The sequence below is a fragment of the Anabaena sp. 4-3 genome, assembly GCF_001597745.1.
Taxonomy (GTDB): Bacteria; Cyanobacteriota; Cyanobacteriia; order Cyanobacteriales; family Nostocaceae; genus Trichormus.
Genome location: NZ_LUHJ01000064.1, coordinates 44,403 through 71,199 on the forward strand (window position 1 = coordinate 44,403; position 26,797 = coordinate 71,199).

The 26,797-nt window shown below is 40.3% G+C and carries 29 protein-coding genes; 11 read left to right on the forward strand and 18 right to left on the reverse strand.

Annotated features, from left to right (window positions below):
• Positions 1-382: 382 nt before the first annotated feature.
• Positions 383-2,101: a group II intron reverse transcriptase/maturase gene (gene ltrA, locus A3775_RS16895; protein WP_066384243.1), complete on the forward strand. Its 1,719-nt coding sequence runs from the start codon at positions 383-385 to the stop codon at positions 2,099-2,101.
• 323 nt (positions 2,102-2,424) lie between these two features.
• On the opposite strand, the gene A3775_RS16900 is transcribed toward ltrA, so the two are convergent.
• Positions 2,425-3,798: a DUF2330 domain-containing protein gene (locus A3775_RS16900; RefSeq protein ID WP_066425958.1), complete on the reverse strand. Its 1,374-nt coding sequence runs from the start codon at positions 3,796-3,798 to the stop codon at positions 2,425-2,427.
• 23 nt (positions 3,799-3,821) lie between these two features.
• Positions 3,822-4,787, reverse strand: a complete 966-nt coding sequence (locus A3775_RS16905; RefSeq protein ID WP_066384212.1) for an RnfABCDGE type electron transport complex subunit D — start codon at positions 4,785-4,787, stop codon at positions 3,822-3,824.
• A gap of 285 nt (positions 4,788-5,072) precedes the next feature.
• On the opposite strand from A3775_RS16905, the gene A3775_RS16910 reads away from it, so the two are divergent.
• From A3775_RS16910 to A3775_RS16925, 4 genes are all read left to right on the forward strand, one after another.
• Positions 5,073-5,480, forward strand: a complete 408-nt coding sequence (locus A3775_RS16910) for a DUF2267 domain-containing protein (protein ID WP_066384210.1) — start codon at positions 5,073-5,075, stop codon at positions 5,478-5,480.
• A gap of 33 nt (positions 5,481-5,513) precedes the next feature.
• On the forward strand, positions 5,514-6,179 hold the full coding sequence (locus A3775_RS16915; RefSeq protein WP_066384231.1) for a phosphoribosyltransferase: 666 nt from the start codon (positions 5,514-5,516) through the stop codon (positions 6,177-6,179).
• Between the two features lie 80 nt (positions 6,180-6,259).
• Entirely contained in the window at positions 6,260-6,889 is a 630-nt protein-coding gene (locus A3775_RS16920; protein WP_066384207.1) for an HPF/RaiA family ribosome-associated protein, read from the forward strand.
• A gap of 3 nt (positions 6,890-6,892) precedes the next feature.
• A complete protein-coding gene (locus A3775_RS16925; RefSeq protein ID WP_066384203.1) occupies positions 6,893-7,105 on the forward strand; it encodes a hypothetical protein in 213 nt (70 codons plus the stop codon).
• Positions 7,106-7,188: 83 nt separating this feature from the next.
• Here the strand turns inward: A3775_RS16925 and A3775_RS16930 are convergent, their stop codons facing one another.
• The 3 genes from A3775_RS16930 to rpe form a co-directional block, all read right to left on the reverse strand.
• Entirely contained in the window at positions 7,189-7,695 is a 507-nt protein-coding gene (locus A3775_RS16930) for a hypothetical protein (protein WP_066384229.1), read from the reverse strand.
• A gap of 320 nt (positions 7,696-8,015) precedes the next feature.
• Positions 8,016-8,219, reverse strand: a complete 204-nt coding sequence (locus A3775_RS16935) for a ChaB family protein (protein ID WP_066384228.1) — start codon at positions 8,217-8,219, stop codon at positions 8,016-8,018.
• A 284-nt stretch (positions 8,220-8,503) separates the two neighbouring features.
• On the reverse strand, positions 8,504-9,211 hold the full coding sequence (gene rpe, locus A3775_RS16940; RefSeq protein WP_066384202.1) for a ribulose-phosphate 3-epimerase: 708 nt from the start codon (positions 9,209-9,211) through the stop codon (positions 8,504-8,506).
• Between the two features lie 228 nt (positions 9,212-9,439).
• Here rpe and A3775_RS16945 point away from each other — a divergent pair, with 228 nt between their 5' ends.
• Both A3775_RS16945 and A3775_RS16950 read left to right on the forward strand, forming a co-directional pair.
• Positions 9,440-11,035, forward strand: coding sequence for a S8 family serine peptidase (locus tag A3775_RS16945; protein ID WP_066425959.1), 1,596 nt, complete (start codon positions 9,440-9,442; stop codon positions 11,033-11,035).
• Positions 11,036-11,431: 396 nt separating this feature from the next.
• Positions 11,432-11,647, forward strand: a complete 216-nt coding sequence (locus tag A3775_RS16950; RefSeq protein ID WP_066384198.1) for a hypothetical protein — start codon at positions 11,432-11,434, stop codon at positions 11,645-11,647.
• Positions 11,648-11,713: 66 nt separating this feature from the next.
• On the opposite strand, the gene A3775_RS16955 is transcribed toward A3775_RS16950, so the two are convergent.
• The 5 genes from A3775_RS16955 to A3775_RS16975 all read right to left on the reverse strand — a co-directional run bounded on the left by A3775_RS16955 (position 11,714) and on the right by A3775_RS16975 (position 16,283).
• Positions 11,714-12,427 (reverse strand): metallophosphatase, encoded by a 714-nt coding sequence (locus tag A3775_RS16955; protein ID WP_066384195.1) that lies wholly within the window; start codon positions 12,425-12,427, stop codon positions 11,714-11,716.
• A 49-nt stretch (positions 12,428-12,476) separates the two neighbouring features.
• The gene (locus tag A3775_RS16960) at positions 12,477-13,286 is read right to left on the reverse strand and encodes a metallophosphoesterase (RefSeq protein ID WP_066384191.1); all 810 of its coding nucleotides are present in this window, start codon (positions 13,284-13,286) and stop codon (positions 12,477-12,479) included.
• Positions 13,283-14,065, reverse strand: a complete 783-nt coding sequence (locus A3775_RS16965) for a GTP-binding protein (protein WP_066425960.1) — start codon at positions 14,063-14,065, stop codon at positions 13,283-13,285. The genes A3775_RS16960 and A3775_RS16965 overlap by 4 nt, the downstream gene beginning before the upstream one ends.
• Positions 14,066-14,412: 347 nt before the next feature.
• Positions 14,413-15,063: a GTP cyclohydrolase I FolE gene (folE, locus tag A3775_RS16970; protein ID WP_066384183.1), complete on the reverse strand. Its 651-nt coding sequence runs from the start codon at positions 15,061-15,063 to the stop codon at positions 14,413-14,415.
• Positions 15,064-15,254: 191 nt separating this feature from the next.
• A complete protein-coding gene (locus A3775_RS16975; protein ID WP_066425962.1) occupies positions 15,255-16,283 on the reverse strand; it encodes a GTP-binding protein in 1,029 nt (342 codons plus the stop codon).
• Positions 16,284-16,808: 525 nt separating this feature from the next.
• Here A3775_RS16975 and A3775_RS16980 point away from each other — a divergent pair.
• The 4 genes from A3775_RS16980 to A3775_RS16995 all read left to right on the forward strand — a co-directional run bounded on the left by A3775_RS16980 (position 16,809) and on the right by A3775_RS16995 (position 22,611).
• Positions 16,809-17,390, forward strand: coding sequence for a helix-turn-helix domain-containing protein (locus A3775_RS16980; protein WP_066384179.1), 582 nt, complete (start codon positions 16,809-16,811; stop codon positions 17,388-17,390).
• Positions 17,391-17,397: 7 nt separating this feature from the next.
• A complete protein-coding gene (locus A3775_RS16985) occupies positions 17,398-20,133 on the forward strand; it encodes a peptidase domain-containing ABC transporter (RefSeq protein ID WP_066425967.1) in 2,736 nt (911 codons plus the stop codon).
• 80 nt (positions 20,134-20,213) lie between these two features.
• Entirely contained in the window at positions 20,214-21,743 is a 1,530-nt protein-coding gene (locus tag A3775_RS16990; protein WP_066425969.1) for an HlyD family efflux transporter periplasmic adaptor subunit, read from the forward strand.
• A 127-nt stretch (positions 21,744-21,870) separates the two neighbouring features.
• Positions 21,871-22,611 carry a peptidylprolyl isomerase gene (locus tag A3775_RS16995; RefSeq protein ID WP_066384172.1) on the forward strand — a complete coding sequence of 247 codons (741 nt, stop codon included), beginning with the start codon at positions 21,871-21,873 and terminating at the stop codon, positions 22,609-22,611.
• Positions 22,612-22,676: 65 nt separating this feature from the next.
• Here A3775_RS16995 and A3775_RS24370 read toward each other — a convergent pair whose 3' ends face one another.
• The 8 genes from A3775_RS24370 to A3775_RS17030 form a co-directional block, all read right to left on the reverse strand.
• Positions 22,677-22,856, reverse strand: a complete 180-nt coding sequence (locus A3775_RS24370) for a hypothetical protein (protein ID WP_156481666.1) — start codon at positions 22,854-22,856, stop codon at positions 22,677-22,679.
• A gap of 98 nt (positions 22,857-22,954) precedes the next feature.
• The gene (locus tag A3775_RS17000; RefSeq protein ID WP_066384169.1) at positions 22,955-23,158 is read right to left on the reverse strand and encodes a hypothetical protein; all 204 of its coding nucleotides are present in this window, start codon (positions 23,156-23,158) and stop codon (positions 22,955-22,957) included.
• Positions 23,159-23,323: 165 nt separating this feature from the next.
• Complete coding sequence (locus A3775_RS17005) at positions 23,324-23,518, reverse strand: hypothetical protein (RefSeq protein ID WP_066425971.1); 195 nt, start codon at positions 23,516-23,518, stop codon at positions 23,324-23,326.
• A gap of 235 nt (positions 23,519-23,753) precedes the next feature.
• Positions 23,754-23,942: a hypothetical protein gene (locus A3775_RS17010; RefSeq protein WP_066425973.1), complete on the reverse strand. Its 189-nt coding sequence runs from the start codon at positions 23,940-23,942 to the stop codon at positions 23,754-23,756.
• Positions 23,943-24,052: 110 nt separating this feature from the next.
• Entirely contained in the window at positions 24,053-24,250 is a 198-nt protein-coding gene (locus tag A3775_RS17015; protein ID WP_066425974.1) for a hypothetical protein, read from the reverse strand.
• 164 nt (positions 24,251-24,414) lie between these two features.
• Positions 24,415-24,615, reverse strand: a complete 201-nt coding sequence (locus A3775_RS17020; protein WP_066384163.1) for a hypothetical protein — start codon at positions 24,613-24,615, stop codon at positions 24,415-24,417.
• A gap of 480 nt (positions 24,616-25,095) precedes the next feature.
• The gene (locus A3775_RS17025; RefSeq protein WP_066384162.1) at positions 25,096-26,277 is read right to left on the reverse strand and encodes an AI-2E family transporter; all 1,182 of its coding nucleotides are present in this window, start codon (positions 26,275-26,277) and stop codon (positions 25,096-25,098) included.
• Between the two features lie 95 nt (positions 26,278-26,372).
• Positions 26,373-26,797: RNA-guided endonuclease TnpB family protein (locus tag A3775_RS17030; RefSeq protein WP_156481668.1), on the reverse strand; the 425-nt coding region annotated here is incomplete at its 5' end.

Below are 26,797 nucleotides of genomic sequence, written 5' to 3' on the forward strand. Positions count from 1 at the left end.
AATGTAAGTACCCGTCGAGCGAAGTGTCCATGAGTAAGAAAGTAAATCTACGTTTCAACCATCGTGACCCAAAACCAGCGAAATCAGGCTGATATGCTGGAGCCAAAAGGCAAAAGGATATCAGGAATTGGCGGTTAGACTCCCGACCAATATGCACTCCCAATAAACCCGGTGGAGAGTAGAACTCTAAAGACACACAGTATGAACTCTCGGAACGAAGTAACCATTCGTATGCTCTCAGTCAGGTCGATGATTGAGCAGGTGCTAACCGGATGCTGCGAATTGGAAAGATTGAGTCAGAAGCGAATGCCTTGAGTAATGTCAAGGATATGCAGACGGACTCACGATAATGCAGATTGTAGAGGTACAAGTAGTAGTAAATATGTCTAATACGAGTTTAAAGACTACGGTGGAATGGAAAGACATACCCTGGAAGAAAATCGAAAGGGTAGTCTATAAGCTACAAAAGCGCATCTACAGAGCTTCTAGTCGTGGTGATGTAAAAGCAGTTCGTAGACTCCAGAAGACGTTGATGAAGTCCTGGTATGCAAAGTTGATTGCGGTTCGTAGGGTAACTCAGGACAACACAGGCAAGAAAACGGCAGGAGTGGACGGGGTAAAATCCTTATCCCCAGCAGCACGTTTGCGCCTTGTAAAAGAACTCAAACTGAGTTCTAAGGTCAACCCCACTAGACGAGTATGGATACCCAAACCTGGTACGTATGAAAGAAGACCTTTAGGTATACCTACAATGAAAGACCGCGCCTTGCAAGCACTTGTCAAACTGGCGTTAGAACCAGAATGGGAAGCGCGATTTGAGCCTAATAGTTATGGGTTCAGACCAGGACGCTCATGCCATGATGCGATTGAAGCAATCTTCAATGCAATTAGGTACAAAGCCAAATACGTGCTAGATGCCGATATTGCTAAATGTTTTGACCGCATTAACCACGATACACTGCTAAGAAAATTAAATACATTCCCCACCATAAGAAAGCAAATTAAAGCCTGGTTGAAAGCGGGAGTAATGGATGGTAAGCAGTTGTTCTCAACACTTGAGGGTACACCCCAAGGTGGAATAATATCTCCACTACTGGCAAATATAGCCCTTCACGGGATGAAAGAACGGATTAAACAATTTGCGGAAACTCTACCTGGTAGAAAGGCTGGCAACCGCAACAGTATATCTTTAATTCGTTATGCCGACGATTTTGTGATTATTCACGAAGACATAACCGTTGTCCAAAAGTGCAGAGAAATAATCTCTGAATGGTTAAATGGCATGGGTTTGGAATTAAAACCAAGCAAGACGAAACTCTGTCACACGCTTAATAACTGTGGACAAAATAAACCAGGGTTTGATTTTCTAGGATTTACCATTAGACAATATTCGGTTGGTAAGTACCAAACAGGAAAATCAACAAATGGAGATAGGCTTGGTTTTAAGACTATCATCACCCCAAGTAAGAAAAAGCTCAAGATACACTATGACAGAATCGCAGAAGTTATTACGGCTCATAAAGCTGTGTCACAAGTGGCACTTATCAAGCATTTAAATCCTATTATTCGGGGATGGGCTAACTATTATGCGACTGTAGTAAGTAAGGTAGCTTACACAGATTTAGATAACCTTGTGTATCAAAAGCTGGCTACATGGGCAAAACGCCGCCATCCACATAAATCAATGGAGTGGATTAAAAACAAATATTGGCGCACAATAGGCGGTGATAACTGGGTATTCGCAACCAAGGAAAAGGGCAAAAATCCCTTCCGGTTACTTGACCATGCCGACACCTCCATAGTCCGTCATGTAAAAGTTAAAGGAGAATCGTCTCCTTATGACGACAACCTGGTTTACTGGAGTACAAGATTGGGGAAAAGTCCTGAAATGCCTTCAAGAGTAACTACATTACTCAAACGGCAAAAGGGCAAATGCGCTTATTGCGGACTATATTTGCGAGAAAACGATGTGTTGGAAGTTGACCATATCATCCCTAAATCGCAAGGTGGAAAGGATGAATACAAAAATCTTCAACTCCTACACAGACATTGCCATGATACAAAGACTGCTAGAGATAGTAGCACCTTGAAGTATGTGTGAAAGACACTGCATTATTGAGGAGCCGGATGAGGTGAAAGTCTCACGTCCGGTTTTGAAGACCAACGGGGTTGGTGACAACTTCGTTGAGTTTAATCCCTCTTGGGCGATAGGTGAGGCAGCGCGGTCTTGGGGGTCTCCCCCATGAGCGACTGCCGAACCCGTAAGGGTGCAAACCTGTCGTTTAATGGCGAGTCTGTGAATGTAGAATCCCCGTCTCTTTAGAGCGGGGAGTGTCAATACGTGTCACTCTCTTCCAAAGTTTCCTTTAAAGGGGATTGGGATATGTACAGACGTTGCATGCAACGTCTCTACAAGTCTGTCAACTACAACCCTAGCCAATGTAATAAAGTCTCCCACCACGAATTGGTGACATTACCTACAGTCAATTGCATTTTGCGCCGGATGTCTTGGATGTTCCAGTTGGTGAGTTTGGCGAGGGTTTGGGCTTCTTGTTCAAACCGTCTTGGTAAAGAACGTCTGTATTGTTTACCCGCTTGACATTTAACTTCGCCTGTAAAGGGATGTTGTAAGATATATCTGCCTTGGAAAGATTCACGGTTAGATGTGTCTTGAAACATTAAGTCTTCGGGGAATTTGTCGCGGGTGTAGCGCACGTGTAAGCGAGTGATGAAGACGTTACTGACTAGAAAGGGACGACGAAAGTTAGGGGGTATGGGTGCGTCGTTTTGGGAGTCGCCATCTAGCCAAAATACTCCGGCTTGTTTGAGTTCTTCTGGTGTTAAAGGATCAGCTGCACAAGGATCGCAATTACTCATATCCCAGGCATATTCTAAGAAGGCGACTTTTTTACCTTCTTTGGTGTATGCTGTTTGAAATGTGGATTTATAAAAGTCGCCAAATTCTTCTTTGACAAATACAGGGATGTTAACGTTAGAAGGAACTTTGACGGTTCTATAGTTGGTAATTTCGGCTTGTCCTTTGGGTGAGAGGATGTAGACGATTAAATCTTGCTCAGAGGTGGAGTTAATCATCCCTAAGCGAATTGGTAAGATGAATTTGGGTGATTGGTAGGAAATTTGCAGGGGACGAAGCAACTGATAACCGGATTTTTCAAATTTCTCTAGGTTGACTTTGGCGACAAAAAATTTCATTGAGGCACGAATATAAGGCTTGAGTAACTGTTTCGCGCCTCTGGGGATTTTGTAACCATTGCGATTGAGCCAAGTTTCTAAGCCACCGGATTCTTTGGCACTCAAAATGACGATATCATATTCACCTACATTAAACCGCGCTTCGACTGTTACGCCTAAAGTGCGATCGCTTCTTGCTCTTGCTGTTTCATTAACTGCTGCTGATGGTGCTGCTAAAAATACAGGACTTCTTTGGGCAACTGGGGCGCAGGGGTCTTCATCAAAATATTCTACTAAACGCGGTGCGCTAAAAGCATCCAAACGTTCTATGATTTTCGGTTCAGCAACGCGGACTTGTTCTTGTTTAATGATTGTAGGTACGGGGACAACCATCGCAAAATCTTTGACTTCGCCTTGATAGTCATTCGCCATCGTTAAAACGGTGCGATCGCCATCTCGTGCAATCACTACCTGAGACGCTTGGTTATATAGTTTGGTATCAGCTTTAGCAACGTAAAATCCACAAAATGCCCAAGCTGTGGGTGCAAAACACAATACAGATATGAATACTAACAATAATGGAATCATCAATCGAAAACGCTGCATTATTTTATACCTCATTTTGAGAGTTATGAGACGCGATTCATTGCGTCCGTACAAGATACTGTTTCTACAGGTTGATCTTGTTGATTTCTCGCCCATGAAAAGCGAGGGGCTGCACAGAGAATATCGAACAGGATGGTTAAGGGTGCCAATATGAACAATGCCCAAAAAACTGCGGTGGGAATAAAGAAATAATTTCGGAGAATAAAGGTGAAGATGGCGATGCTAACTGCCCAAAGGATGCGCCCAAGTCTGGCGTTAGGAATTGAGCGAGGATCTGTCACCATAAACAGGGCAAAAAGCAGCAACGAACCACTCATTAATCGATGCCAATAAACATCCCAAGTCCAACCCAGCCAGAGATTACGCAGGGCTTCTAGTAGGGCGTAAGCACCTAAAAAGGCGGCTGTTGTCTCCCAGCGTCCGATGCGTTGTAAAATCATGCCTCCAGCACCAGCAAATAACAGCCCATACCACCATTCTTCACCCCACTGCCCCGGAGAAACCCAAGCATCAGAGGTGAAAACTAAGGCGGAAATGATGCCAAAGTTAGCCGGATTGAAGAAATGTTTATTGTGGAATTGCCAGAAAAATTTACTGGCGATCGCACTAGCGGCGGCGAAAGCCATCGTCGTCCAATGATCAGCCCGTAATAGTAGGCTGAGTCCCAATGCAGTAATTAAAGCACTGCGGACATTCAGGGGACTGGGGACTCTTGATTGGGGATTGGGGACTGGGTATTGGGAAATAATTTCTCCCTCATCCCCCTCATCCCCCACCCTGCGGGAAGCTAAAGCTACATCCCCCTCATCCCCCCTGCACCCCTGCACCCCTGCACCCCTGCCTCCTAAAATCAACTGAGTAGCCAAACAGGTGGCGATCGCTACTACAATTAATTCTGGTCGCAGTGTCCAATCTCTGGTGCCAATTCCCAAAATCAGGAACAAGCTGAGAAAAAGAATTTGATAATCCCGTATATCTTTGAGCAACATGAACTCGTTCTTCAGGGATTCCCCCTAGATTTTTCCTCAATTTAAACGAGTAGAACCTGAAACGATGTTGCTGTTACAAATTTTGTTACAAAAAAGTGATGAATTTTCAGCGTTAAGTTAAACCTAGCTTACCTTGCTCAACTCATCCAATAGACAGACGGACAAAGCCAAGATATCGCTTCGTTAGTCAGAGGAAATTTCATCTTCACTTATTTAAAATCGAACAACAGTGGAGTAGCAAACAGTGAAGTAGCACTCAAGCAATAAGACCTATCTGGAGGTAATATGCAACACGATGAGTTTATTGGACAGGTGCAACATCGCGCTCATCTCAGTTCACGAGGAGATGCAGAAGTTGCCACCCGTGCTACTCTGGAGACATTAGCCGAACGCATAGCCGGCAACGAACCTCAAAATGCTGCGGCTCAATTGCCAAAAGGCATTGCTCAATATATGCAGCACCAGTATGCTGGTGCTGGTATGCGCTTCTCTTTAGATGAATTTTTTCAGCGAGTCAGCTTGTTAGAAAATGTAGACTTGCCCAATGCAGTACATCATGCGCGTACAGTCATAGAAGTATTGACTGAAGCTATTAGCCCAGGGGAAATCAAAGATATTCGTTCCCAATTACCATCAGAATTTGATCCCTTATTTGAGTCAGGCAGTCAAGGAAAAATGCGCGTTAACACTTAACAGGGGATTGTGATTTTACAGGAGCGTGACACCATGCTATTTCAAAACCGCACAACCGCAGGCCAAACTCTGGCTAGCAATTTAGGAGAGTATGTTAACCAGCCAGATGTGATAGTATTAGCTCTTCCTAGAGGTGGTGTTCCCGTTGCCTTTGAAGTTGCTCAAGCCTTAAATGCACCTTTGGATGTATTGGTAGTACGTAAACTTGGCGTACCCAATCAGGAAGAATTGGCAATGGGGGCGATCGCTTCTGGTGGTGTCCGCATCATTAATCAACAAATTGTCAACGAATTGAACTTTTCTGAGGAAGTAATTGCCAGAGTTGCCGCCCAAGAACAACGGGAATTAGAAAGACGCGAAGCGATGTATCGCGGCGATGAACCTTTTCCAGAATTACAGGGACGCACAGTTATTTTAGTCGATGATGGTTTAGCCACTGGTGCAACTATGTGGGCTGCTGTACTGGCTGTCAGACAAAAGCAACCTAAAGAAATTGTGATTGCTGTACCCGTGGCTGCATCTGAAACTTGTCAGCAGTTAGAAAACAAGGTAGAAAAAATTGTCTGTGCTGCCACACCCAGCCCATTTTACAGCGTGGGTATGTGGTATGAAGAATTTCCCCAAACTACAGATGAGCAAGTCCGCGAGTTGCTGAAGAAAGCTAATAATCATCAACCATTATCTCCTGTTGGGGATTAGTGATTGGGGATTGGGGACTGGCTGCTCTCCTGCTTCTTCCTAGCCTCTAGTTTTGATGTTTCCAGAATTTAGACAATAATATGAAAATACCACTAGAAATTACTTATCGCAATCTAGATAAAACAGATGCAATTGATAACTTAATTAAAGAAAAAGTAGCCAAGTTAGAGAATGTTTGCAGTTATATCAATAGCTGCCATATTGCTGTCGAAAAAATACACGATCGCCCGCGTAGTGGTTCGCCCTACCGTGTGAGAATTGACATGACTGTACCACCAGGACATGAACTGGTAGCGGAAAGCAATCCGGCTCAGGGTGTGCAGTATGAACCACTGGATGCAGTCATCCGCAATGCGTTTGATGCAGCCCGTCAAAGATTGCTGAAACTGACCGAACGCCAACAACAAAGCGATCGCGCCCAAGATCAAGAAGCGATTGGCGCAAACATAGGACTAATCACCAAACTATTCCGGGATAGAGGCTATGGCTTCATCAAAACTTTAGAAGGTAGAGAAATATACTTCCACAGAAATAGTGTCTTACATCACGACTTTGACCGCTTAGAACTCGGTACAGGTGTACATTTCACAGTAGAGCAAGGTGATGAAGGGCCGCAAGCAACCACTGTCAAGATAGTTGATAAACCCGGTGCGCGTGCAGGTAAATCTGATCACCCCGTCATTGAACCGCCCTTAGACTGGAGGGAGTAAACCATGAACAGTCAACTCAAACAAACCGCATCTCAATTACTAGCAGCCATGCTGTCTAACCCTCATATTTACCCCCAAGTCAGCGATGAAGGGGGCTGTGGCAAAATGGAACAGCAATTAATCTTGATAGCTGTAGAAATGGCGGAAAGCTTAATTCAACAAGTTGACAACGCCCATCCCCAAACCGAAAAAGAACTACAGCCAACCACAAATTGATAGGAAAATACATAATTTTTCCTAACTAATATATCTGTAGAGACGTTGCTATGCAGCGTCTCCAAATTATCAATCAAACATCTCTAAACATTTGCATAACCTTGAATATTTTCTGGTTCAAATTGACGCAATACGCGAGTAGCTTCTCGGATTAACCCCTCATTTCCCTGGACAATAATTAAATATTTACCAGCATTCAGACGGTTACGGTAAGACAAAGCATCACCACTACCAACAGTTAAACCAACTAATCTACCTACTACCCACGCACCTAACGCACCAGATATAGCTCCTAACAAACCAGCAATCAATTGATTACCAAATGCTGTAGCTTGAGGGAAAATCTCAATGCTTGTCAACCAATTAAAAGCATAGCCAGCAATAAATCCAAAAGGAATAAGCCAATACAACAGGCGATTTACTTGTCTGCGGGCTGGTTTTTCAGGATTAATTAAACCAAATTCATCAGCACTTTTATAACCCTGTCCCAAAATATTAACTTGTGATTCTGATAATCCTTGTTGTTCTAGAGCAGAGTAAGCCGCTTCTGCTGTGGTTCTTTCAGGTAAGACTGCAACTAGATAATTCATAATAATTCGTACTTCGTAATTATTTACAGCAGCTTGCAGGTAAAGCAAATCCAAACACTAATCATAAAATTATTGTGGTGCGGGCATCTTGCCCGCTACATCCGCTACTTGTGTAAGTAATTTAATCTATATCTAGCTAATAATATATATCCAAAAAATAAATTGGGAATTTCTCAACTTTTAGTTAATTTGCCTGAGATTCCAGGCTATTATCTATGAGTTCGATAATTCCCAAAAAATTAATTACTACTACTGCTATTAAGCACAATAACTGTGATAATTCCTAATTCCTTCTAACTAAAGAAAGAAATTACCTACAGCTATTCTGGTTTTTTGTGCCAATTGCCATCTTTGCCCTTTTCGTAGTCACGCTTAACAGCACTCCAAGCCACACGAAAGGCGCGTTCTTCTTCCTCATATTCTTGTTCAGCATTATTAAAAGCTGCTCGAAAAATCTCTTGGGCGTGTTGTGGTAAATGTTCTTTGACTGAATCTGGTAAGTCTTGAATTTGTTTGTAAGGCATTAATTCAACTCCTTTACCGACTTGCATAGGGTGCGTCAGAGCCAATAATTTGGTAAAAATCAAAAGATTTTTGACATCTGACGCACCCTACTAATGTGCTAGTTGCTTAAGTCCTGGTTTAGATAATCATTGAACATATTAAAAAACAAAACTCACCCAAGATAGAAAAATTTAAACTCATTTTTTGTAAACTTTCACTAAAAAAACAAAATCCCCACCCTTCAAGAGTGGAGATTTTTGCTAAATTAGTGAAATTAAGCCTTAACTAAGTTTGAATTACTGATTTACACCTTTGCCAATTCAGGTGCGGGGCGTTTGCTGTTGCGAATGTTGGTAATTGCTTCAGCGTAATCCTTAGCGTTGAATACAGCAGAACCAGCAACAATCGCATTTGCACCTGCTTCTAGTACCTGCCAAGTATTGTTAGCTTTCAGTCCGCCGTCTACTTCAATCCAAGGATCTAAACCGCGCTCATCACACATTTGACGCAGCTTACGAATTTTAGGTAATACTTCGGGGATAAAGCTTTGACCACCAAAACCAGGGTTAACGCTCATAATTAATACTAGGTCACACAGTTCTAGAACATATTCAATTAGTTCTAAAGGTGTACCGGGGTTGAGTACAACACCAGCTTTTTTACCTAGTTCTCTAATTTGTCCGAGAGTGCGGTGTAGGTGGGGGGAAGCGTTATGCTCGCAATGTACAGAAATAATATCAGCACCAGCTTTCGCAAAGTCTTCTACATACTTTTCTGGTTCCACAATCATCAAGTGGACATCCAGAGGCTTAGTTGTAACTGGACGAATCGCCTCCACTACCAGAGGACCTATCGTAATATTAGGTACAAAACGACCGTCCATTACATCAACATGAATCCAATCAGCCCCAGCCGCGTCTACAGCACGAATTTCGTCACCTAGACGACTAAAGTCTGCTGATAGGATAGATGGAGCAATAACAATGGGTTTTTCAGATCGGTTTTGGGTCATGGCTAGTGGGTTTTTAAGCGTTCTCGTCTGTAAGCATTGTAACAAAACACTGTAACAAAATATTGAGAATTTTGGAAATTGGAAGAGACTGGGGACTGGGGACTGGAAGGGACTGGGGACTGGGGACTGGGGACTGGGAGATGAGGGAGCGGAGGAAGAAAAACTAATGACTAACGACTAATAACTAATGACTAATGACTAATGACTAATGACTAATGACTAATAACTATGACTAAAAAATTAACTTGGATAATTTGGGGTTTAGGTGCTTCCTGTTTAAGTTTGCCGGTTTTGGCTTCGGCTTTACAAACTTCTTTGGAAAGTAATGGTATTGATGTTTTGAAGTTACATCAACCTCCTTATAATTTGCTCGGTCGTAAAATTGCTATCGGTCAGGTAGAAATCGGTCGTCCGGGGATGTTTGGTTGGGATAAGGCGGTGTCTAAAAATCGTGCGGTATCTTTGGCGGCGGTTTTTTTACGCAATGCACCTGCTAAGTCTAATAATGCTGTTGACCCCCATGCTTATAATGTGGCTGGCGTAATGGTCAGTAGGGATAAGGGTTTACCTGGTGTTGCTCCTGAAGCGAGATTATATTCTTCTGCGGTAGGTTCTACAAAAAATACGGGTCAAGCGGAAGAATGTTTATCAACTCAACATATAGCTTTGCAAAATGGCGGTGATGTGCGTGCGATTAATTTTAGCTTTGGTGAACCTCTTAACCGTGACCCCCGGCCTGATGCTGTTTTAGATGGTAATGCTCTATTAACGCTATGTGTTGACTGGTCTAGTCGTGTTCATGATGTTGTGTATGCGATCGCAGGTAATCAGGGTAAAGGTGGTATTCCTATTCCTACAGATAATTTTAACGGAATCAACGTGGCTTTTTCATCCCGTCGGCAAGGAATTTTTAATAAGGTTGATGTTTCCAATCTGGCGGGTGTAAATCAAGGTGCTAGCCGTCGTCTAGCAGGTAAGGAATTTAATTTGGATGGGCGACGCGCTATAGGTATAGTTGCACCTGGTAGTAATATTCCTTTGCTGAATCCTGATGGTAAATTAAAGAAAGTTACGGGTACTAGCTTTGCTGCACCTCATGTTACAGCTATGGTGGCTTTGCTGCAAGAATTTGGCGATCGCCAACTCCGCACAAAACAACCCAACTGGAGTGTTGATAGTCGCCGTCATCAAGTGATGAAAGCTGTCTTACTTAATTCCGCCGAAAAAGTTCAAGATAGTGGTGACGGTTTGCACTTGGGAATGACGCGCACACTCATTGATAAACAAAACCAAGATTGGCTGGCTTCTGACGCTTACACAGACCCCAAAATCCCTTTAAATGCTCAAATGGGAACAGGTCACTTAAATGCTTTTCGCGCTTATCAACAGTTTAGTGCTGGTCAATGGCATCCAGATACTAATGTTGGGTCAATTGGTTGGGATTATCGACAAGTTGCGGCAAATAATGCTGTTGATTATACCTTAACAAAACCGTTAAAGCAGGGTAGTTTTGTTTCTGTTACTTTAACTTGGGATCGTTTGGTCGAACTCAATGATGACAACAAAAACCAAATGTATGATATCGGTGAAAACTTTAGCGATCGCGGTTTGAATAATTTAGACCTTTATCTTGTCAAAGCTGACGCTCAACAACCCGATGCTGGGGTAATTTGTGCTTCCGTTAGTGAAATCGATAGCGTAGAACACATTTTCTGTCCTGTTCCCGCTAATGGTAACTATAAAATTCGTGTGCAATTTCGGCAACAAGTCAATGAAGCAAATCAACCCTATGGTTTAGCTTGGTGGACTGTTCCTGCTAGATAAATCAAGTAAATATTAAGTAGGGTGTGTTACAGCTATGACAAGGATTTTCGCGTTTGAGAGAGTAGGAATTAGCCGGAACGCACCGTATTTATTGGTGCCGTACTCTCAGCTAACACACCCTACAATTTAAGGTTTACTTAATAAATAATCTCTTAAACACAGCGCAACTCAACTAAATAAATTTAATTTTTCTGTAGTAAAAAATACTATTTTATCATTTATTATATCATAAAAAACTCTAAAAATGTGCTTTTTACTTCTTGACTGAAAACTACCGTTACCAAAACTGTAACCGCCCAAATTTTGAGTAAATGCTAATGCAATATTTAGTTATAAAGACAGCATCAACGTCAAGTTTAGTAAATAGATAAAAACTTCGGCACGTGAGGTAATATAATGAGTCGGCTGAAATCTAGTGATGTAAAAGCAAATTTCATTCAAAGACGTTACGCTGTGAACTTGGGAAGACGTTATGTTTTAGCAGCAGCTAGCGTAGTTTTTTTCAGTGTTATGGGCTATCCCCAAGTGAATAACACTACAAGTGCAGTTGCCGAAACCAAATTATCTTCCACAGAGTACCCATTGCAAAACAAAAGTAATGACCTGTTTTGAATGTAATCACCGATGTCGATGTTAACGTTCAACTAGAAACATAGATTGGGTTTATTTGCGTAAACCCTAACTATTTTCATAACATACAGTCTTAAATTCTACTTGATTTGTACCAGGGTTGTAGAGAGTATAGCTAGCCTTACCTGGAGTGCGTCCCACATTTCCCACCCCAATAACTTGACGTGGGTTAATAGTAACAGTTTGAGTGGGTAATTGCTGGTCAAGAGTAATTAACTCTGTAGTGATAGAACCAGTGTGCAGTTGATACTGAAAAGTTAAACCAGAACGACCACAAAATAAGTTATTTGCTTGCATTCTTGATAGTCGATCAAGCATTTGAATGGGGGAAGATTCCGGGGTAAGTTCATCATCCACACCTACAGTTGAACCGTGGACTAATAAACAATCCAATTCAAAAAAACCAAAGTCGAGCGATCGCAACCATTGTACAGTCTGACGGGAAACACTCTCCCATAACATCCCAACAGTATCACCCCCATATTTTGCCATCAAATCAGGAGCCTCCCCACTTCCCCCCAACCCATGCAAAATCAAACATTGTTCTTCCCACCAACCTTTACAAATCAAAGGTTCTAACTCTCCCCGACGTGGATTAAGTACCCGTTCCACCAACTGCTCCGTTTCTACCCTAGGCCCCACCAAATCACCCAAAATATACAAAGCTGCTACACTCTCACCCTGAAGCTTAATATCCGCCATGACAGCCTCATAAGCCAGAAAATTCCCCTCAATACCACTCAAAATCGCCCACATACTCATACTCTGCGCCCCTCCGCGTTTCCTCCGCGTACCTCTGCGTTAAAAAAAATTATCTCGTACAAACATGAGTCGGATCATCCGCTCGTTCTGCAAACTCCAACCCATTTGCTAAACGCCAAGCAAAAATAGCAGGTAAACCCTTCTCAATAATAGCTGCACAGGTTTTATGGTAGTTGTAAGCTACCTCTCGCAATTGGATTTTTTGAGTATCCATGTCATAAATTACATAGGTGCAATTTGGTCTACCATGTCGGGGTTCGCCCACCGAACCCACATTGACAATTTGCTTGAGAGGCGAATTAAAGCTAATTTCCTGGTTTTTTTCGCCACCATTAACCCGAACTTGTAACCGTCCAGCGTCCAGAGTTCGCACATAAGGCACATGAGTATGACCACAAAAAAGCACATCTGCACCTGTAGAAATTACCCTTTCCAAAGCGACGAAAGCATCTAATTCTGGTAACAAATACTCATGGTTGCTATGGGGGCTACCGTGAACAAAAGCTAAGTTATCTTCTTTGAAGCTGTGAGGTAATTTAGCTAAAAAATCCCGATTTTCTGGGGTAATTTCTTGATTAGTCCACTCATGCGCCTGTATTCCTCTTTTCTCCGCTAATAAAGAAGGATAGCTACACTCACAAGCATTGAGTCCTTCAACAATATCTTCATCCCAACAACCTACACAGGTAGGAATGTCTAAAGCGCGAATTTTTTCAACAACTTGATTAGGATATGGGCCATATCCTACCAAATCGCCGACACAAAAGATTTTCTCGGCTTTTTGCTGGTCGATATCTAGTAACACAGCATCCAAGGCTTCATAATTACCGTGAATACATGACATAACTGCTATTTTCACGCTTGCGTCTCCTCTAGTAGAATCTCTTTCACCTGTTGTTGGTATTGCACAATCGCCGCATCAGATAAACAGCAATCTGATAATGTTTGTTTTAAGGCGGCTTTATCTAAGTTTTCTCCGACAATTTCTAGTCCACTAAAACGCTGAGGTCTACCTTCTAAGTGACGGGGTAAGTCTAATTCTAAAAAGTCTGTTTGAGGAACACCTGCGACGAAATCACAGTATATTGCTCGACCATCGTTAACGTCAAAAATTCCCTTGGCACGGGTGACAATACCGTAAGCACCGTGGGTGATTTCGTACCAAAATTCTTCTAGACTGTCTTCATCAATAACTTGACCGTTGCTAGCTGCCCGCCATAAACTTTGAGCAGTATCACTGTGGGTTGGTGCGCCACGTATAATCTTGTTTGCCCAAGTATGGAATTCAGAGTTTTTCAGGTCTGGTGGGACAACGGCTACAGTACGGTAAGGTAGAGGATCTAATAGTTGTGCTAATTGTGCGATCGCTCCCAATTCTAGGTAAAATCCCCATTCAATGTAAACCGCATCTGCTTGCGGTATGTGGTTGAGAAATTCACCTTCTTCACCCTCACCAAAGACTTTTATCCCTGGAAATTCCGTAGATATCCGGGTTTGATCAATGGGAACAGTTCCCGTCCCCGGACTAAAATAAATAACTTTCTCAACAGCAGCAATATCTCGTAGCTGTTGGCAAACCCAGGTAGATTTTCCCGCCCCAGATGTACCAGCAACGACGGTAATAATTGGTATAGACATAATTAAATGATAAACATTACAGTACCATCCCGGTAATCTTGTGCGATCGCAGCAATCAAACCTTGGGAATTAAACTTTAAATTTTCCATCATTTCCACACTTCAAATCATAACTAATAACATGTCCGTTTGAATAGTTATCATATCTGTTGGGGTAGGGAACAGGGAACAGGGAACAGGCAACAGGGAACAAGAAAAGAGAAAAGATCAGCATCGAAAACTTATCATAAGTAATTAGCCGGACATGATATGATAACTAATCACTAATGACTAATAAAAAATGTAGAGACAAGAAATTACCTATCTCTACATAGCACCTACTAAATTAGCACCTACTCCAGCCGAAACTTAGTGAAAACTAGCATTGTGTCGCACTAAATTCATAAACTCTTCACGAGTCCGCGCATCATCCGCAAATATACCACGCATTGCGCTAGTCACAGTCCAAGAACCTGGTTTCTGCACCCCACGCATCACCATACACATGTGAGTTGCTTCTATCACTACTGCAACACCTTGAGGTTTGAGTAAACCTTGCAGTGCATCAGCAATTTGTAGAGTTAGACGTTCTTGTACTTGTAAACGCCGAGCATACATTTCACAAATGCGGGCTATTTTCGATAATCCTATCACCTTGCCATTAGGAATATAGGCAACATGAGCGCGACCAATAATTGGTAGTATATGATGCTCACAAGAACTGAAAATATCGATATCCCGAATTAACACCATTTCATTGGCATTTTCTGTAAAGACTGCTCCATTCAGCAGTTCATCTAAAGATTCATGATAGCCTTTCGTGAGAAACTGCAAAGCTTTCACAACTCGCTTAGGAGTATCTTTTAAACCTTCTCTGTCAGGGTTTTCTCCTAATCCAATCAGCAATGTCCGCACAGCCTGCATCATATCTGCTTCTGTGACAGTTGGTAACTGCTGAGTAGATAAAGATGGCACCACCTGAGCAGCAGAATTTATATCGGGACGAATCGATAAAGTCATTTTCTTTGGTTTGATTGCTGTAAATTATTAATTAGTTAATAGCTCAAGAATTAAATATCAATTAGTGGAGCTTCAAAGCCGCTTATTCATTAGCGGTTAACCCAGAATTTATGTTTAATTTTGGGTTCTGACTCCTGAGCTTTTTCTTGATAACTATTAACTAAGGTTGCTGATTACTTAACACTCCTTAATCATACCAAACAATTGTTAAGTTGTGTATAAATTTTTTGAGCATCTAATTTTCTGCCAATAAACACTAATTGATTTTTAGGAGAAGTGCGCCATTCATCAGCATTTAAGTTATAACGAGGCCCACTCAGTTGAAAAATATGGCGTAATTCACTATCACTAAACCATAAAATACCCTTAGCGCGGAAAACATCCTTGGGCATTTCCTCAGTTAGAAAATCCTCAAATTTATGAACATCAAAGGGTCTATCAGACTGGAATGAAATTGACACAAATCCATCATTTTCTAAATGATGAGAGTGATGGTGATGATGATGGTCATGGTCATGGTCGTGATGATGGTGTTCATGCTCGTGGGAATTTTCGACATCTGTGTACTTGTTTGTTGGTGTTAAACCCACACCTAAAATTAATGGTAGTGGTACTTGACCATATTGAGTATGTAGAATTCTCGCACCTTCTTTAATATTGTGAATATCATCTTCTAACTCGTGAATTTTGTCTGGAGTAGCTAGGTCTACTTTATTCAGGAGAATAATATCTGCATAGGTAATTTGTTTGAAGGCGGCTTCACTCTCAAAATGTTTCTGGTCAAAAGCCTCAGCATCTACTAACGTGATAATTGAATCCAGAGTAGTTAAATCTCTCAGTTCTGTTCCCAAGAATGTCAAAATAATCGGCAATGGGTCAGCTACACCAGTAGTTTCAATAACTAAATAATCAATGCGTTCTTCTCTTTCTAAAACTCGATAAACAGCATCAACCAAATCATCATTTATGGTGCAGCATATACAGCCATTACTTAGTTCCATCATCCCTGCGTCTAGAGAAACTAAGAGTTGGCTATCTATATTAATATCACCAAACTCATTTACAAGTACGGCAACTTTTAAATCTTGTTTATTCTTGAGAATTTGGTTGAGCAGTGTAGTTTTACCACTACCTAAAAATCCTGTGATGATGGTAACGGGTAGTCCCCGTTTAGGGATGTATGGAAAATTGTCGTAAGTTGGTGTGTTTATGGGATTCATATCAATCACTTTGGTTGCTGAACAAAGCAACCGACCATTTTAGTATACAATGAGAATCATTCTCATGCTAGCGCAAAAAAAACTTTTTTCAGAAAAAGTGAGTTGGATAGAACTAATAGCAATGCTGCAAACAGCTTATATAGATAATCACCTGTAAGTTTTCAGGACTAACACAATTGCTAAATTACTAGGGTGCGTGTGAGCCGACAAGGTGATAGGGCGACGCTTGCAGGGACACCCCCTACAGGAATTCGGGGGTTTGTGAGCGACTGCTTCGATCTGGAAACAGGCCGATATAGGCGTGTTTTCGGTCAGATTGGGCAATATTACAGAATGTAACAATCATACCTGACTGCATAAAACTGACAAGTCGGACTGAATAAATAAAAGAGTTTTAGTTTTGGCACAAAACTTACACAACTACTTCCATATTTTCCAGATGTACTGGGTGGGGAAGTTGACAACAGGAATAAAGTAGCCAAACTCAAACCCACGATTTGATGTTTTACTGCTACAGCAAGTGTTATGTCTGAATATCAACTGCAAAATCACCAGGGTAAATATTTAACACCATTTCAACGCAAATTATTAGAAAAGAGTTTACAAGAGAATATATCAACATCCTACCGCCAGCGTCTTGAAATTATGTTACTGGCGGATGAGGGAAAATCTCAAACCGTAATTTGTCGAAAATTGGGTTGTTCTCCAGCGACTGTCAGACATTGGATGCACATTGCTCGCGCTGGAATAGCTCATCAATGGCAAGATTGTCCGATTGGTCGTCCGAAGACAGTAAATGACCAATATATGGAAAGGTTGAGAGAATTAGTTAATAGTAGTCCCCGTGATTATGGATATTCTTTTACGAGATGGACAGCCAATGCTTTAGAGAAACATTTGGCTAAAGAATTGGGGATAGAAATTAGCGATCGCCACATTAAAAGACTGCTCAAACAAATGGGTTTATCCACCATTCCTAGAAAGAATCAGCCACAAAATAATAATCAAATTAATTCCGGAAAAATTGCCATTGACAACCTTGAGTCTGCAAATATTCCCGAAAATCCAGATTTATTTCCCTTCATTTCCACTACATTAGAAGCTTAAGATAAGTATGTCAAACAATCTATCAACACCAACAATTTCTCTAGAGAAATTTAACAATACTATCGGGTATACTCTATCAGAAGCCGAATTTAACCAATGTCTTCATCAAGTTAAATTTCTCAACCCCAAAGTCGGAAAATTTTGGACAGGAACAGATGTAGAAGCTGGTATTTATATAGTTATAGCTGGTAAAGTCCGTTTGTTGGATGATGCAGGTGAACTGATTACATCTTTAGAAGCAGGTGCATCATTTGGGGAGTTTACATTATTTCCAGAGGCGAAATTTCAGCCTTATGCAGCGAGAGCGAGTGTCAACTTAAATTTATGTTTTATTCCCAGTGATGTCTTATCACCTTTAATGGCAAAGTATCCCCAAATTAGCGAACATTTGCGGAGTATTGCCAAAATTCGCCATTCCTTAATGGGAAACTCTGAGGACACACCCACAACAGAAACAGTTACATCCCAAAATAATGACCAAGCTGAAATATTTTCCACACCTGTAATTGAACAAAAGTCAGACCGAAAGATTAGTAAAGCCTATTTTCCCACCCCTAGTCAACGTGTTGGGCATTTATGGCAAAAAACCTGGCGACGCTATCCATTTTTTGCTCAACAAAGCGGCTCAGACTGTGGTGCAGCTTGTTTAGTAATGATATCTCGCTATTGGGGTAAACGGTTTAGTGTTAATCGCTTGCGGGACATTGCAAATGTAGACCGTAATGGTGCATCTTTACGGGGTTTGTCAGCAGCAGCAGAAAGCATCGGTTTTTCAACTCGACCAGTTAAAGCCAGTTTAGATCAATTAGCTAAACAAAACTTACCTGCAATTGTTCACTGGGAAGGAAAACATTACATTGTTGTTTATGAAATTACTTCTAAACACGTAATTGTAGCTGACCCTGCTATTGGTCAACGCACCCTCTCCCACCGGGAATTTAAAGCTGACTGGAGTGGTTACGCATTGCTGCTACAACCAACAGCGATGCTCAAAGATGCCAAAGAAACTTCTACACCCTTTTGGCAGTTTTTTGAGTTAATCAAGCCTTACTCTTTAGTAATGTTGGAAGTATTTGTTGCTTCCGTATTTATACAAATATTTGGACTAATTACACCTTTATTTACTCAATTAATTTTAGACAGGGTAGTTGTACAACGTTCAGAATTAACTCTCACAGCCGTCGGCATAGGACTACTAATTTTTAGTTTGTTTAGAGTGGCGATGATGGGGTTACGGCAATATCTACTTGATCACACAGCTAATAAAGTAGATTTAGCCTTGATAGTAGCATTTATTCGTCACACATTGAAACTACCTTTAAGTTTCTTTGAATCTCGTTATGTGGGTGACATTCTTTCCCGTGTTCAAGAAAATCGTAAAATTCAACGCTTTTTATCAGGTGAAGCCTTATCTATCCTTTTAGATTTAATGACTGTGTTTATCTATGTAGGATTGATGTGGTGGTACAGTTGGAAAATGGCATTATTGGCGTTAGTTATTGTGCCACCTTTTGCGGCGTTAGCGTTGATTGCCACACCATTTTTACAAAAAACTTCTAGAGAAATATTTAATGCGATCGCTAATGAAAGTAGTTATCTAATTGAAGCCTTAACTGGTATCAGAACCGTTAAAGCTACAGCAGTTGAACAAACAGTCCGTTGGCATTGGGAAGACTTATTAAATAAAGAAGTTAAAACCAACTTTGCCGGGCAAGTTATTAATAACCGATTGCAAATATTTAGTAACGCCATTCAAGGATTAATTACCACTGCCTTACTCTGGTTTGGTGCTTACTTGGTAATTCATGATCAATTAACAATCGGGCAATTGGTAGCATTTAATATGCTCATGAACAATATTGTTACCCCATTCCAACGCCTAACAGTTTTGTGGAATCAATTGCAAGAAGTGATTATTGCTGTAGAACGCATTAACGATGTTTTAGACGCAGAACCAGAGGAAAATTTACTGGAACAACCACGGCAAAATTTACCCCAGCTTCAAGGACATATTAGATTTGATAACGTGACATTTCGTTATCATCCCGAAAGTGAGTACAATATCTTAGAAAATCTCAGCTTTACCATCAAACCCGGTCAAATGGTTGCACTTATAGGACGCAGTGGTTCTGGTAAAACCACCATCTCTAAATTAGTTTTAGGGTTGTATCCCCCCACAGATGGTAGAGTATTAATTGATGGACAAGATATTACCAGCTTATCTTTAAATTCCTTACGTCAACAAGTTGGGGTAGTTGATCAAGACACATTCTTATTTGGCGGAACAATTAGAGAAAATATTAGTTTAGCAAATCCAGGAGCATCTTTAACAGAAATAATTGAAGCAGCAAAATTAGCAGGTGCTGATGAGTTCATTAAAAAGCTACCGATGGGCTACGAAACCCAAATTGGTGAAGGTGGCGGATTATTATCTGGTGGACAAAGACAGCGCATCGCTATTGCTAGAGCATTATTAGGTAATCCTCGATTATTAGTTTTAGATGAAGCAACTTCTCACCTTGATACCGAGTCAGAAAGAATTATTCAAAAGAATTTAAATACCATCCTCCGAGGTAGAACTACATTAGTTATTGCTCACCGTCTCTCGACAATTCGTCAAGCAGATTTAATTTTAGTCCTTGATAGAGGTGTATTAATCGAGAGTGGTACCCATGAAGAACTAATGAAGAAACGAGGACATTATTACTATCTCACCCAGCAGCAAGTACAAGGAATTGAATAAAAAATCAGGAATTCGCTGTTAAGAAATTGTAAGTAATCACAAGATAATCACTATTTGAATCCAAGTATTCACCTAGCAAGATGCCTAACACCACATTATTCAATGAAAGCGTAGATAAACCCCCCATAGAATCTAAAATTGAAACAGAAAATTTACCTGCACAAACTTTAGAAACTCCGACTGATGATTGGTCTAATACCACCAAAGAATTACTAGATAGCTTACCGCAAGTTTGGACAAGAGGATTACTATATTTTTTAGTTATCTTCGTATCTATAATTTTACCTTGGGCAATGCTATCTAAAGTTGATGAAACTGGAACAGCTAGAGGCAGATTAGAGCCTAAAGGTAAGACAGTTAGACTAGATACACCTGTAGTGGGAACTGTCGCCGAAATTAGTGTCAAAGAAGGCGAAGCAGTTAAAGCAGGACAGACATTATTAACTTTAGATTCAGAATTAACAAAGGCAGAACTTAGACAAGTTCAAGATAAATTAGAAGGACAATTAAATCGACTTTCACAGCTAAATTCATCTAAAAATCAATTAGTTGTAGCTTTAGCTACTCAACAACAACAAAACCAATCTCAAGAGTTAGAAAAGCAAGCTCAAATTGACCAAGCACGGCAAAATCTTGAGGCTTTAATAAATGCCTATAATTTTCAAAAAGAAGAAAAATTATCTCAAGTTAACCAAGCAAAGCAAGCAATTAGCCATAGTCAGACTTCTAGTATTTTAGCAGCGAGTAGTTTAGCTAGTAAGCAGCGAGAGGTAAAACGCTATAATAAACTTCATCAAGAAGGAATTGTTCCCGAAATTAACCTAGTAGAAAAGCAAGATATTGCGAAAGAAAAACAAAAATTATATGAACAAAGTAAGGCAGATGTAGAACAAGCAAAATTACGTTTAGCCGAACAACAGAGTAGTTACGAAAGAAGTATTCGCCAAGCGAATGCAGATATAGAACAGGCTCGTCTACGTTTATCTGAACAACAAAGAAGCTATCAAACTTTAAACCGTTCTGGTAAGTTAGCCCTGTTGAAAATTGAAGAACAACAAAAGAATTTAGATACAGAGATTACTGCCCTACAATCAGAAATATCCCAGACTAAGAGGCAGATTGAATCATTAAAAATACAGTTAGAACAGCGCAATTTAAAAGCACCTGTAGGTGGGGTAGTATTTCAGTTACCAATTCAAAAAGCTGGCTCTGTTGTTCAACCTGGCTCAATGGTTGCAGAGATTTCACCCCAAGGTTCACCTTTAATTATTAGAGCGCAAATGGCAACTAATGAAAGTGGATTTTTGCGGACAGGATTACCAGTTAAGTTAAAATTTGATGCTTACCCTTTCCAAGATTATGGAATTGTAGAAGGTAAGTTAATCGAAATTTCTCCTACTACATCAGAAATAGACACTCCTAACGGCAAAGTAGCAGCATATAACTTAGAAATTGCCTTACAAAATCACTGTATCCCCTCTGGTAATAAATGTATTACCTTGCGTCCTGGCGATACAGCAACGGCTGAGGTTATTGTGCGTCAACGCCGCATTATTGATTTTCTGCTTGATCCGTTTAAGAAATTGCAACAGGGAGGGGTGAAGTTGTAGAAGACTTCGCTCCCCTTGAAAGGTGTACTGCACCTAACTGAAAAACGCTGTATGTAAAGTTTCAACATCCAGACAATAAATCACTAACTCATTTTTAATTCTTCTGAACAAAATTGAGGATAAAATCATGTCACAATATATGACTATTACCAAGGAAGATATTTTTCAGCAAGTCAAGTTATCCTGTAAAGTACCTGAGCTAGTTGAGCAAATTCTTAACCGGAAGATTATTTTATCGGCTGCGGAAGAAGCTGGAATAAAAGTAGAAACTGAGGAATTACAAAAATCAGCAGATTTATTGCGCTTAACGAATAAACTCACCAGTGCTGAGGATACTTGGAAATGGTTAGAAAAACATGGTTTATTGATAGAGGATTTTGAGACAATAGTTTATAACAATCTAATTCTTGGCAAGTTAAGCCAATACTTATTTGCAGATAAAATAGAGCCTTACTTTTTTGAAAACCAGCTTAATTATGCTGGTGTTGTTATGTATGAAGTTATTTTGGATGATGAAGATTTAGCTTTGGAACTTTTCTATGCAATTCAAGAGGGTGAGATGAGTTTCTATGATGTGGCTCACCAATATATTCAGGATGTAGAATTGCGCCGTAAAGGGGGATATTTGGGCGTATTACGTCGCCAGGATTTAAAGCCAGAAGTTTCTGCTGCTGTCTTTGCTGCGAAACCTCCTCAGTTACTTAAACCTATTTTTACAGCTAAAGGAATACATTTGATTTTTGTTGAGGATATTGTTCAGCCTGAATTGAATAACGCATTACGTGTTCAAATTTTATCAGATTTGTTTGCGGAATGGCTGAAGCAGCAAATTGGGGATATGGAATATCAAACTAACTTCAGTATATAAACAACTTTGGAAGTTAAGGAGAGAATCAGGGTTTTAGCTGAAGTTTGGGAAGTTAGCAATCATATTTACTGGCGATCGCCCAAGTAACTACTGTAGGCGATCGCTTTGATAATATGTTTGAAAAGTATTTTTATTGACCCCCAAGTTTCCTCTTTCCTACCTCTCCCTAACCCTCTCCTAAAACCACAGGAAAAAGGAAAAACTTTTTTTGGCTGAAATCGGTTTTCAATGTAGAGATGTTGCATACAACGTCTCTACATTTGTACTGATCCTATGGAATATTGAAACCCCTGGCTAGTTTGTTGAGCCAGGGGTCATTGGTTATACGATAACAGTTTGGGAATTAATCTACTTTTGAGTCGATTTGGTCGCTAGAATTTTCCCAAATCTGAGTGATGGTCATGCTGGATTTTTGTTGTGAGTTTTTGTTAAACCAATTTGTCGTAGCTTCTTTTCCTATTTCATAACCAGTCCACATTACCCAAATCACAACTAACCAAAAAGCTGGCCCACTCAGTAATCTAATTAGATTAGAAATGGTATCCATACACTTATCCTATTTAATTTAATTTTGGGTGAAAATGATTTGTTTTTTTATGTGAGCAAGAACGAGTATTTTTATCAAACTCATTCTTGCTAATTGGAGATTCAGTCTATAGGTTACATCCTTGGTCTAGCTGGATATCTTTACTTAAACCAAGTTGTCCTATAACTAAAACCATCTACTGAGTTCTTTTCCTATTTTATAGCCTAACCATAATGCTCCAATAACTGCCATAAATAGAGGTTCTCCACCCCCATGAATAGCATTAACTTCATTGTCGCTTAAATCTTGAAGATAACTTGCATCATCAAGTAAGTTATTATAGTTATGCTCATTGATATCTTTGATGCTAATACGTGTCATTTTCCATCTCCTCAAGTGAAAATTGTCGTGATAAATTAGAGATATTTAGTGACAATCAGATGATTAAATCTCTGAAAAATCTCAGTTAATCTACAGGTAAACCTCAGATTATACTGATTGATTTAGCAAGAATGAGTATTATAAAAAATCTCACTCTCGCAACTTGGAGATTAAGCCTAGAGATTACAGAATTGATATGGCTTTATCTCTGTACTGGAACGAATTTTTCCTGGCACTAAAACCATTTACTAAGTTCTTTACCTATTTCATAGCCAATATAGAATGCTTTAATTACTTTTATAACAATCCAGCCACCCTGAATTGTATTAACTTCATCGTCGGTTAAATCTTGAAGATAACTTGCTTCATAAGCTAAGGCATTATAGTTATCTTCGTGAATATCATTGATAGTAATAGCTGTCATTTTGTATCTCCTTAAGCCAAAAGTACAACCTACAAAATGTAGAGATATTGAGGAGTAAAGAGATTATTCAATTCCTCAAAATATCTCTTGTTATCTACGGTGAGAAGCAATTATTTTCTATTAAGTAGCCAACCTGTAACAACACCAACAAGAAATGCACCGCCAAGAATAATAGCGGTTGTGGTGATTACTGCTCCGCCAAAAGTCTGATTTAACTCATCGTCAGTCAAATTATACAGATAGCTCTCAGAATCCATAAATGATTGGATATCAGCAGCAGAGAGGTCAGAGATTACGATACTAGACATTTGATTTTTTCCTTTTTTCAAGACTCAAAATAACGATTTGGTGTCAATAAACTGCACAGACAACCGATGGAAAAATCTTCTCAGCACCACTCCCAGCATTTGGATGCAATGGGTAAACTGTTTAGTATTAGTGCTGAAGACTTGAGCAAAACTGTGTAAGGTGATTAACCGAATAAGCTGCGAATTGTTCTAAAAATGCGAGTGGCGGAATCTATCAAAGTTTGAGAATTGATTGGGTTACAATTAATAGCACCACCTAGAACATGATTAATTTCTTGTTCGCTGAGTTCGTGAAGTAAGCTATCTTCACCCGGTAACAGTTTTTTCTCTGTTGGAAATAAGTTAGAAATTGTGACTTTAGCCATGTTCAATCTGATTTTATGTAAATGAATGGGAAGATTTTTTAGATGTTAATTTGTTTGTCCCACATTTACATAATCTGCGCCGCAAATGATGATTACGCAGTTTTGGTGAGAGAAAATGGACAAAAAAAATACACTTTATAGTATTCTCGATTCACCCGGAGTCATCATTATTTTTTGTAGACAAGTATTACTATCAAGCGGTTTTACGGTTAACAAATAATAAATCAATTAGTATAAATCCCTAGAAATATTGAGGTGATCGCCTGGATTTTATGCCAAAAATAAAAATCTTTTGACTCTTTTTGATAAAATTTTTGTCAGAAGCTAGCAAAAATGACACGGTTTTGCAGTTGGGTGTTGTACACCTTTCAAGGAAATCATCAGAAAAAAGAAAACACACCCTAGCAGGGAGCAAGGACTAATTCCTTTTCTCCCTGCTAGGGCGTGTTTTTCCCTTGCCTTCCCTAAACCCCGACATTCTTACGGTAAAGTCGGCTGTTCAGAAACATTCAGAGGGTTTTTTGTCTCGGTTTTGGGATGATCTTCTGGTGGAACTGAAGCAGCCATTTCTGTTTTGCTAGTGGTGTCGTCTGGTTCACTGGTTAAAATCGGAGGACGCAATGCAGTTAAAGCGGTCTTAATAATGACAGCCGTGGGGACAGCTACGATTACCCCTAAAAGTCCGCCAATTCTTGCTCCAGTTAACACAGAGATTAATATCCATACAGGATTTAAGCCTGTAAAACTACCTAAAATCCGGGGTGCAATTAAATTTTCTAGAATTTGTTGCACAATTACAGCAGCGATTAAAACTCTTACCCCCATCCCAAAATCTTGCAATGCTACTAGCGAGGTGGTGAGAGCAATACCTACAGAACCACCAAACGGCACAAGTGCCATGATGCCAATAGTCAGACCAAATAATAAACCAAATGGTACTTTTAGCCACAGAAAGGTAGGGATGAGGGCGGAAGCCATACAGGTGGATAAAATCAACTGAGTAATAAAGAAATTTTGAAAACTCAGGCGTACCGTTTGGGAAAAAGGCTCACGAAATCTGGTAGGGAGCCATTCTACCAAACTTTGCCAGAGTTCACCCCCATGTTGTAAAAGATAAAAAGTCAAAACCATTGTCAAGAGAAAATCTAGCAAGCTGGTGAATGTGACAACAGCCAGATTTAAAACTTGACCAGCGATCGCTTGCAACTGCCCCTTGACACGATCATTAATTTGTACTACCAAAGCATCAAGGTTAATGGGTAAACCCATCACTTCTGCTTTTTCGTTCAACATCATTAGCTGAGAGCGTCCAGAGTCAATTAACTCTGGAAGGCGAGCCACCAGTTGTTGAGCCTGGGTAAGAGCTAGAGGGAACAGGGTGACTCCTAAAGCCAGAAGTACCGATAAAGCCAATAAAAAGACTAAAATAGCCACCTGCTCCCGTCTTGCGCCGTGCTGCTCCATCCAGCTAACGGGGTAGTTGAGCAGAAATGCTAAAACTGAGGCTCCGACTAAAATAACTATCAGAGAATGAAAATAATCAAAAATTGCCGATAATGCCCAACCATTGAGAACCAATAGTGGGGCGAACAGAGCGATCGCCCCAATTCTCGCTATTGGTGTTAATGTCTGCCACCAGTCGAATAGCTTGCGTGTCTGCATCTTAAGCCGATTGCGGGAGAGAACTCAACAAAATTCTGAATCTATAGCCTATTATCTCTAACTACATCACCGACATTCATCCGATTCAAAAAAGCTCACAAATGCTCACAAGTGCCAGCTTTTTCTTCCTGCTTCTTCCTAGAAGTGTCGGCACTATCTAGTCCACAGGCTAACACGACTAATCTAGTCGCTTCTTGACAGAGATTTATGGCAGCATTGACATCTCTATCACACTCCCAGCCACAATGTTCACATTTAAACACTCTTTGCGACAATGACAAAGATGATTTTTGCTCTCCACAACTAGAGCAAGTTTTACTACTGGGATAAAATCTATCCACAATTACCAATTTACTGCCATATAGTTGTGTTTTATATTCTAGCTGCCTACGAAACTCATAAAATCCCATATCAGCTATAGCTTTGGCTAACTTCCCATTCGCCAACATAAAAGAGACATTCAAATCCTCTATCCCTATCAGAGCGTGGTTTTTGCTGATATAGGTGGTGATTTTATGTA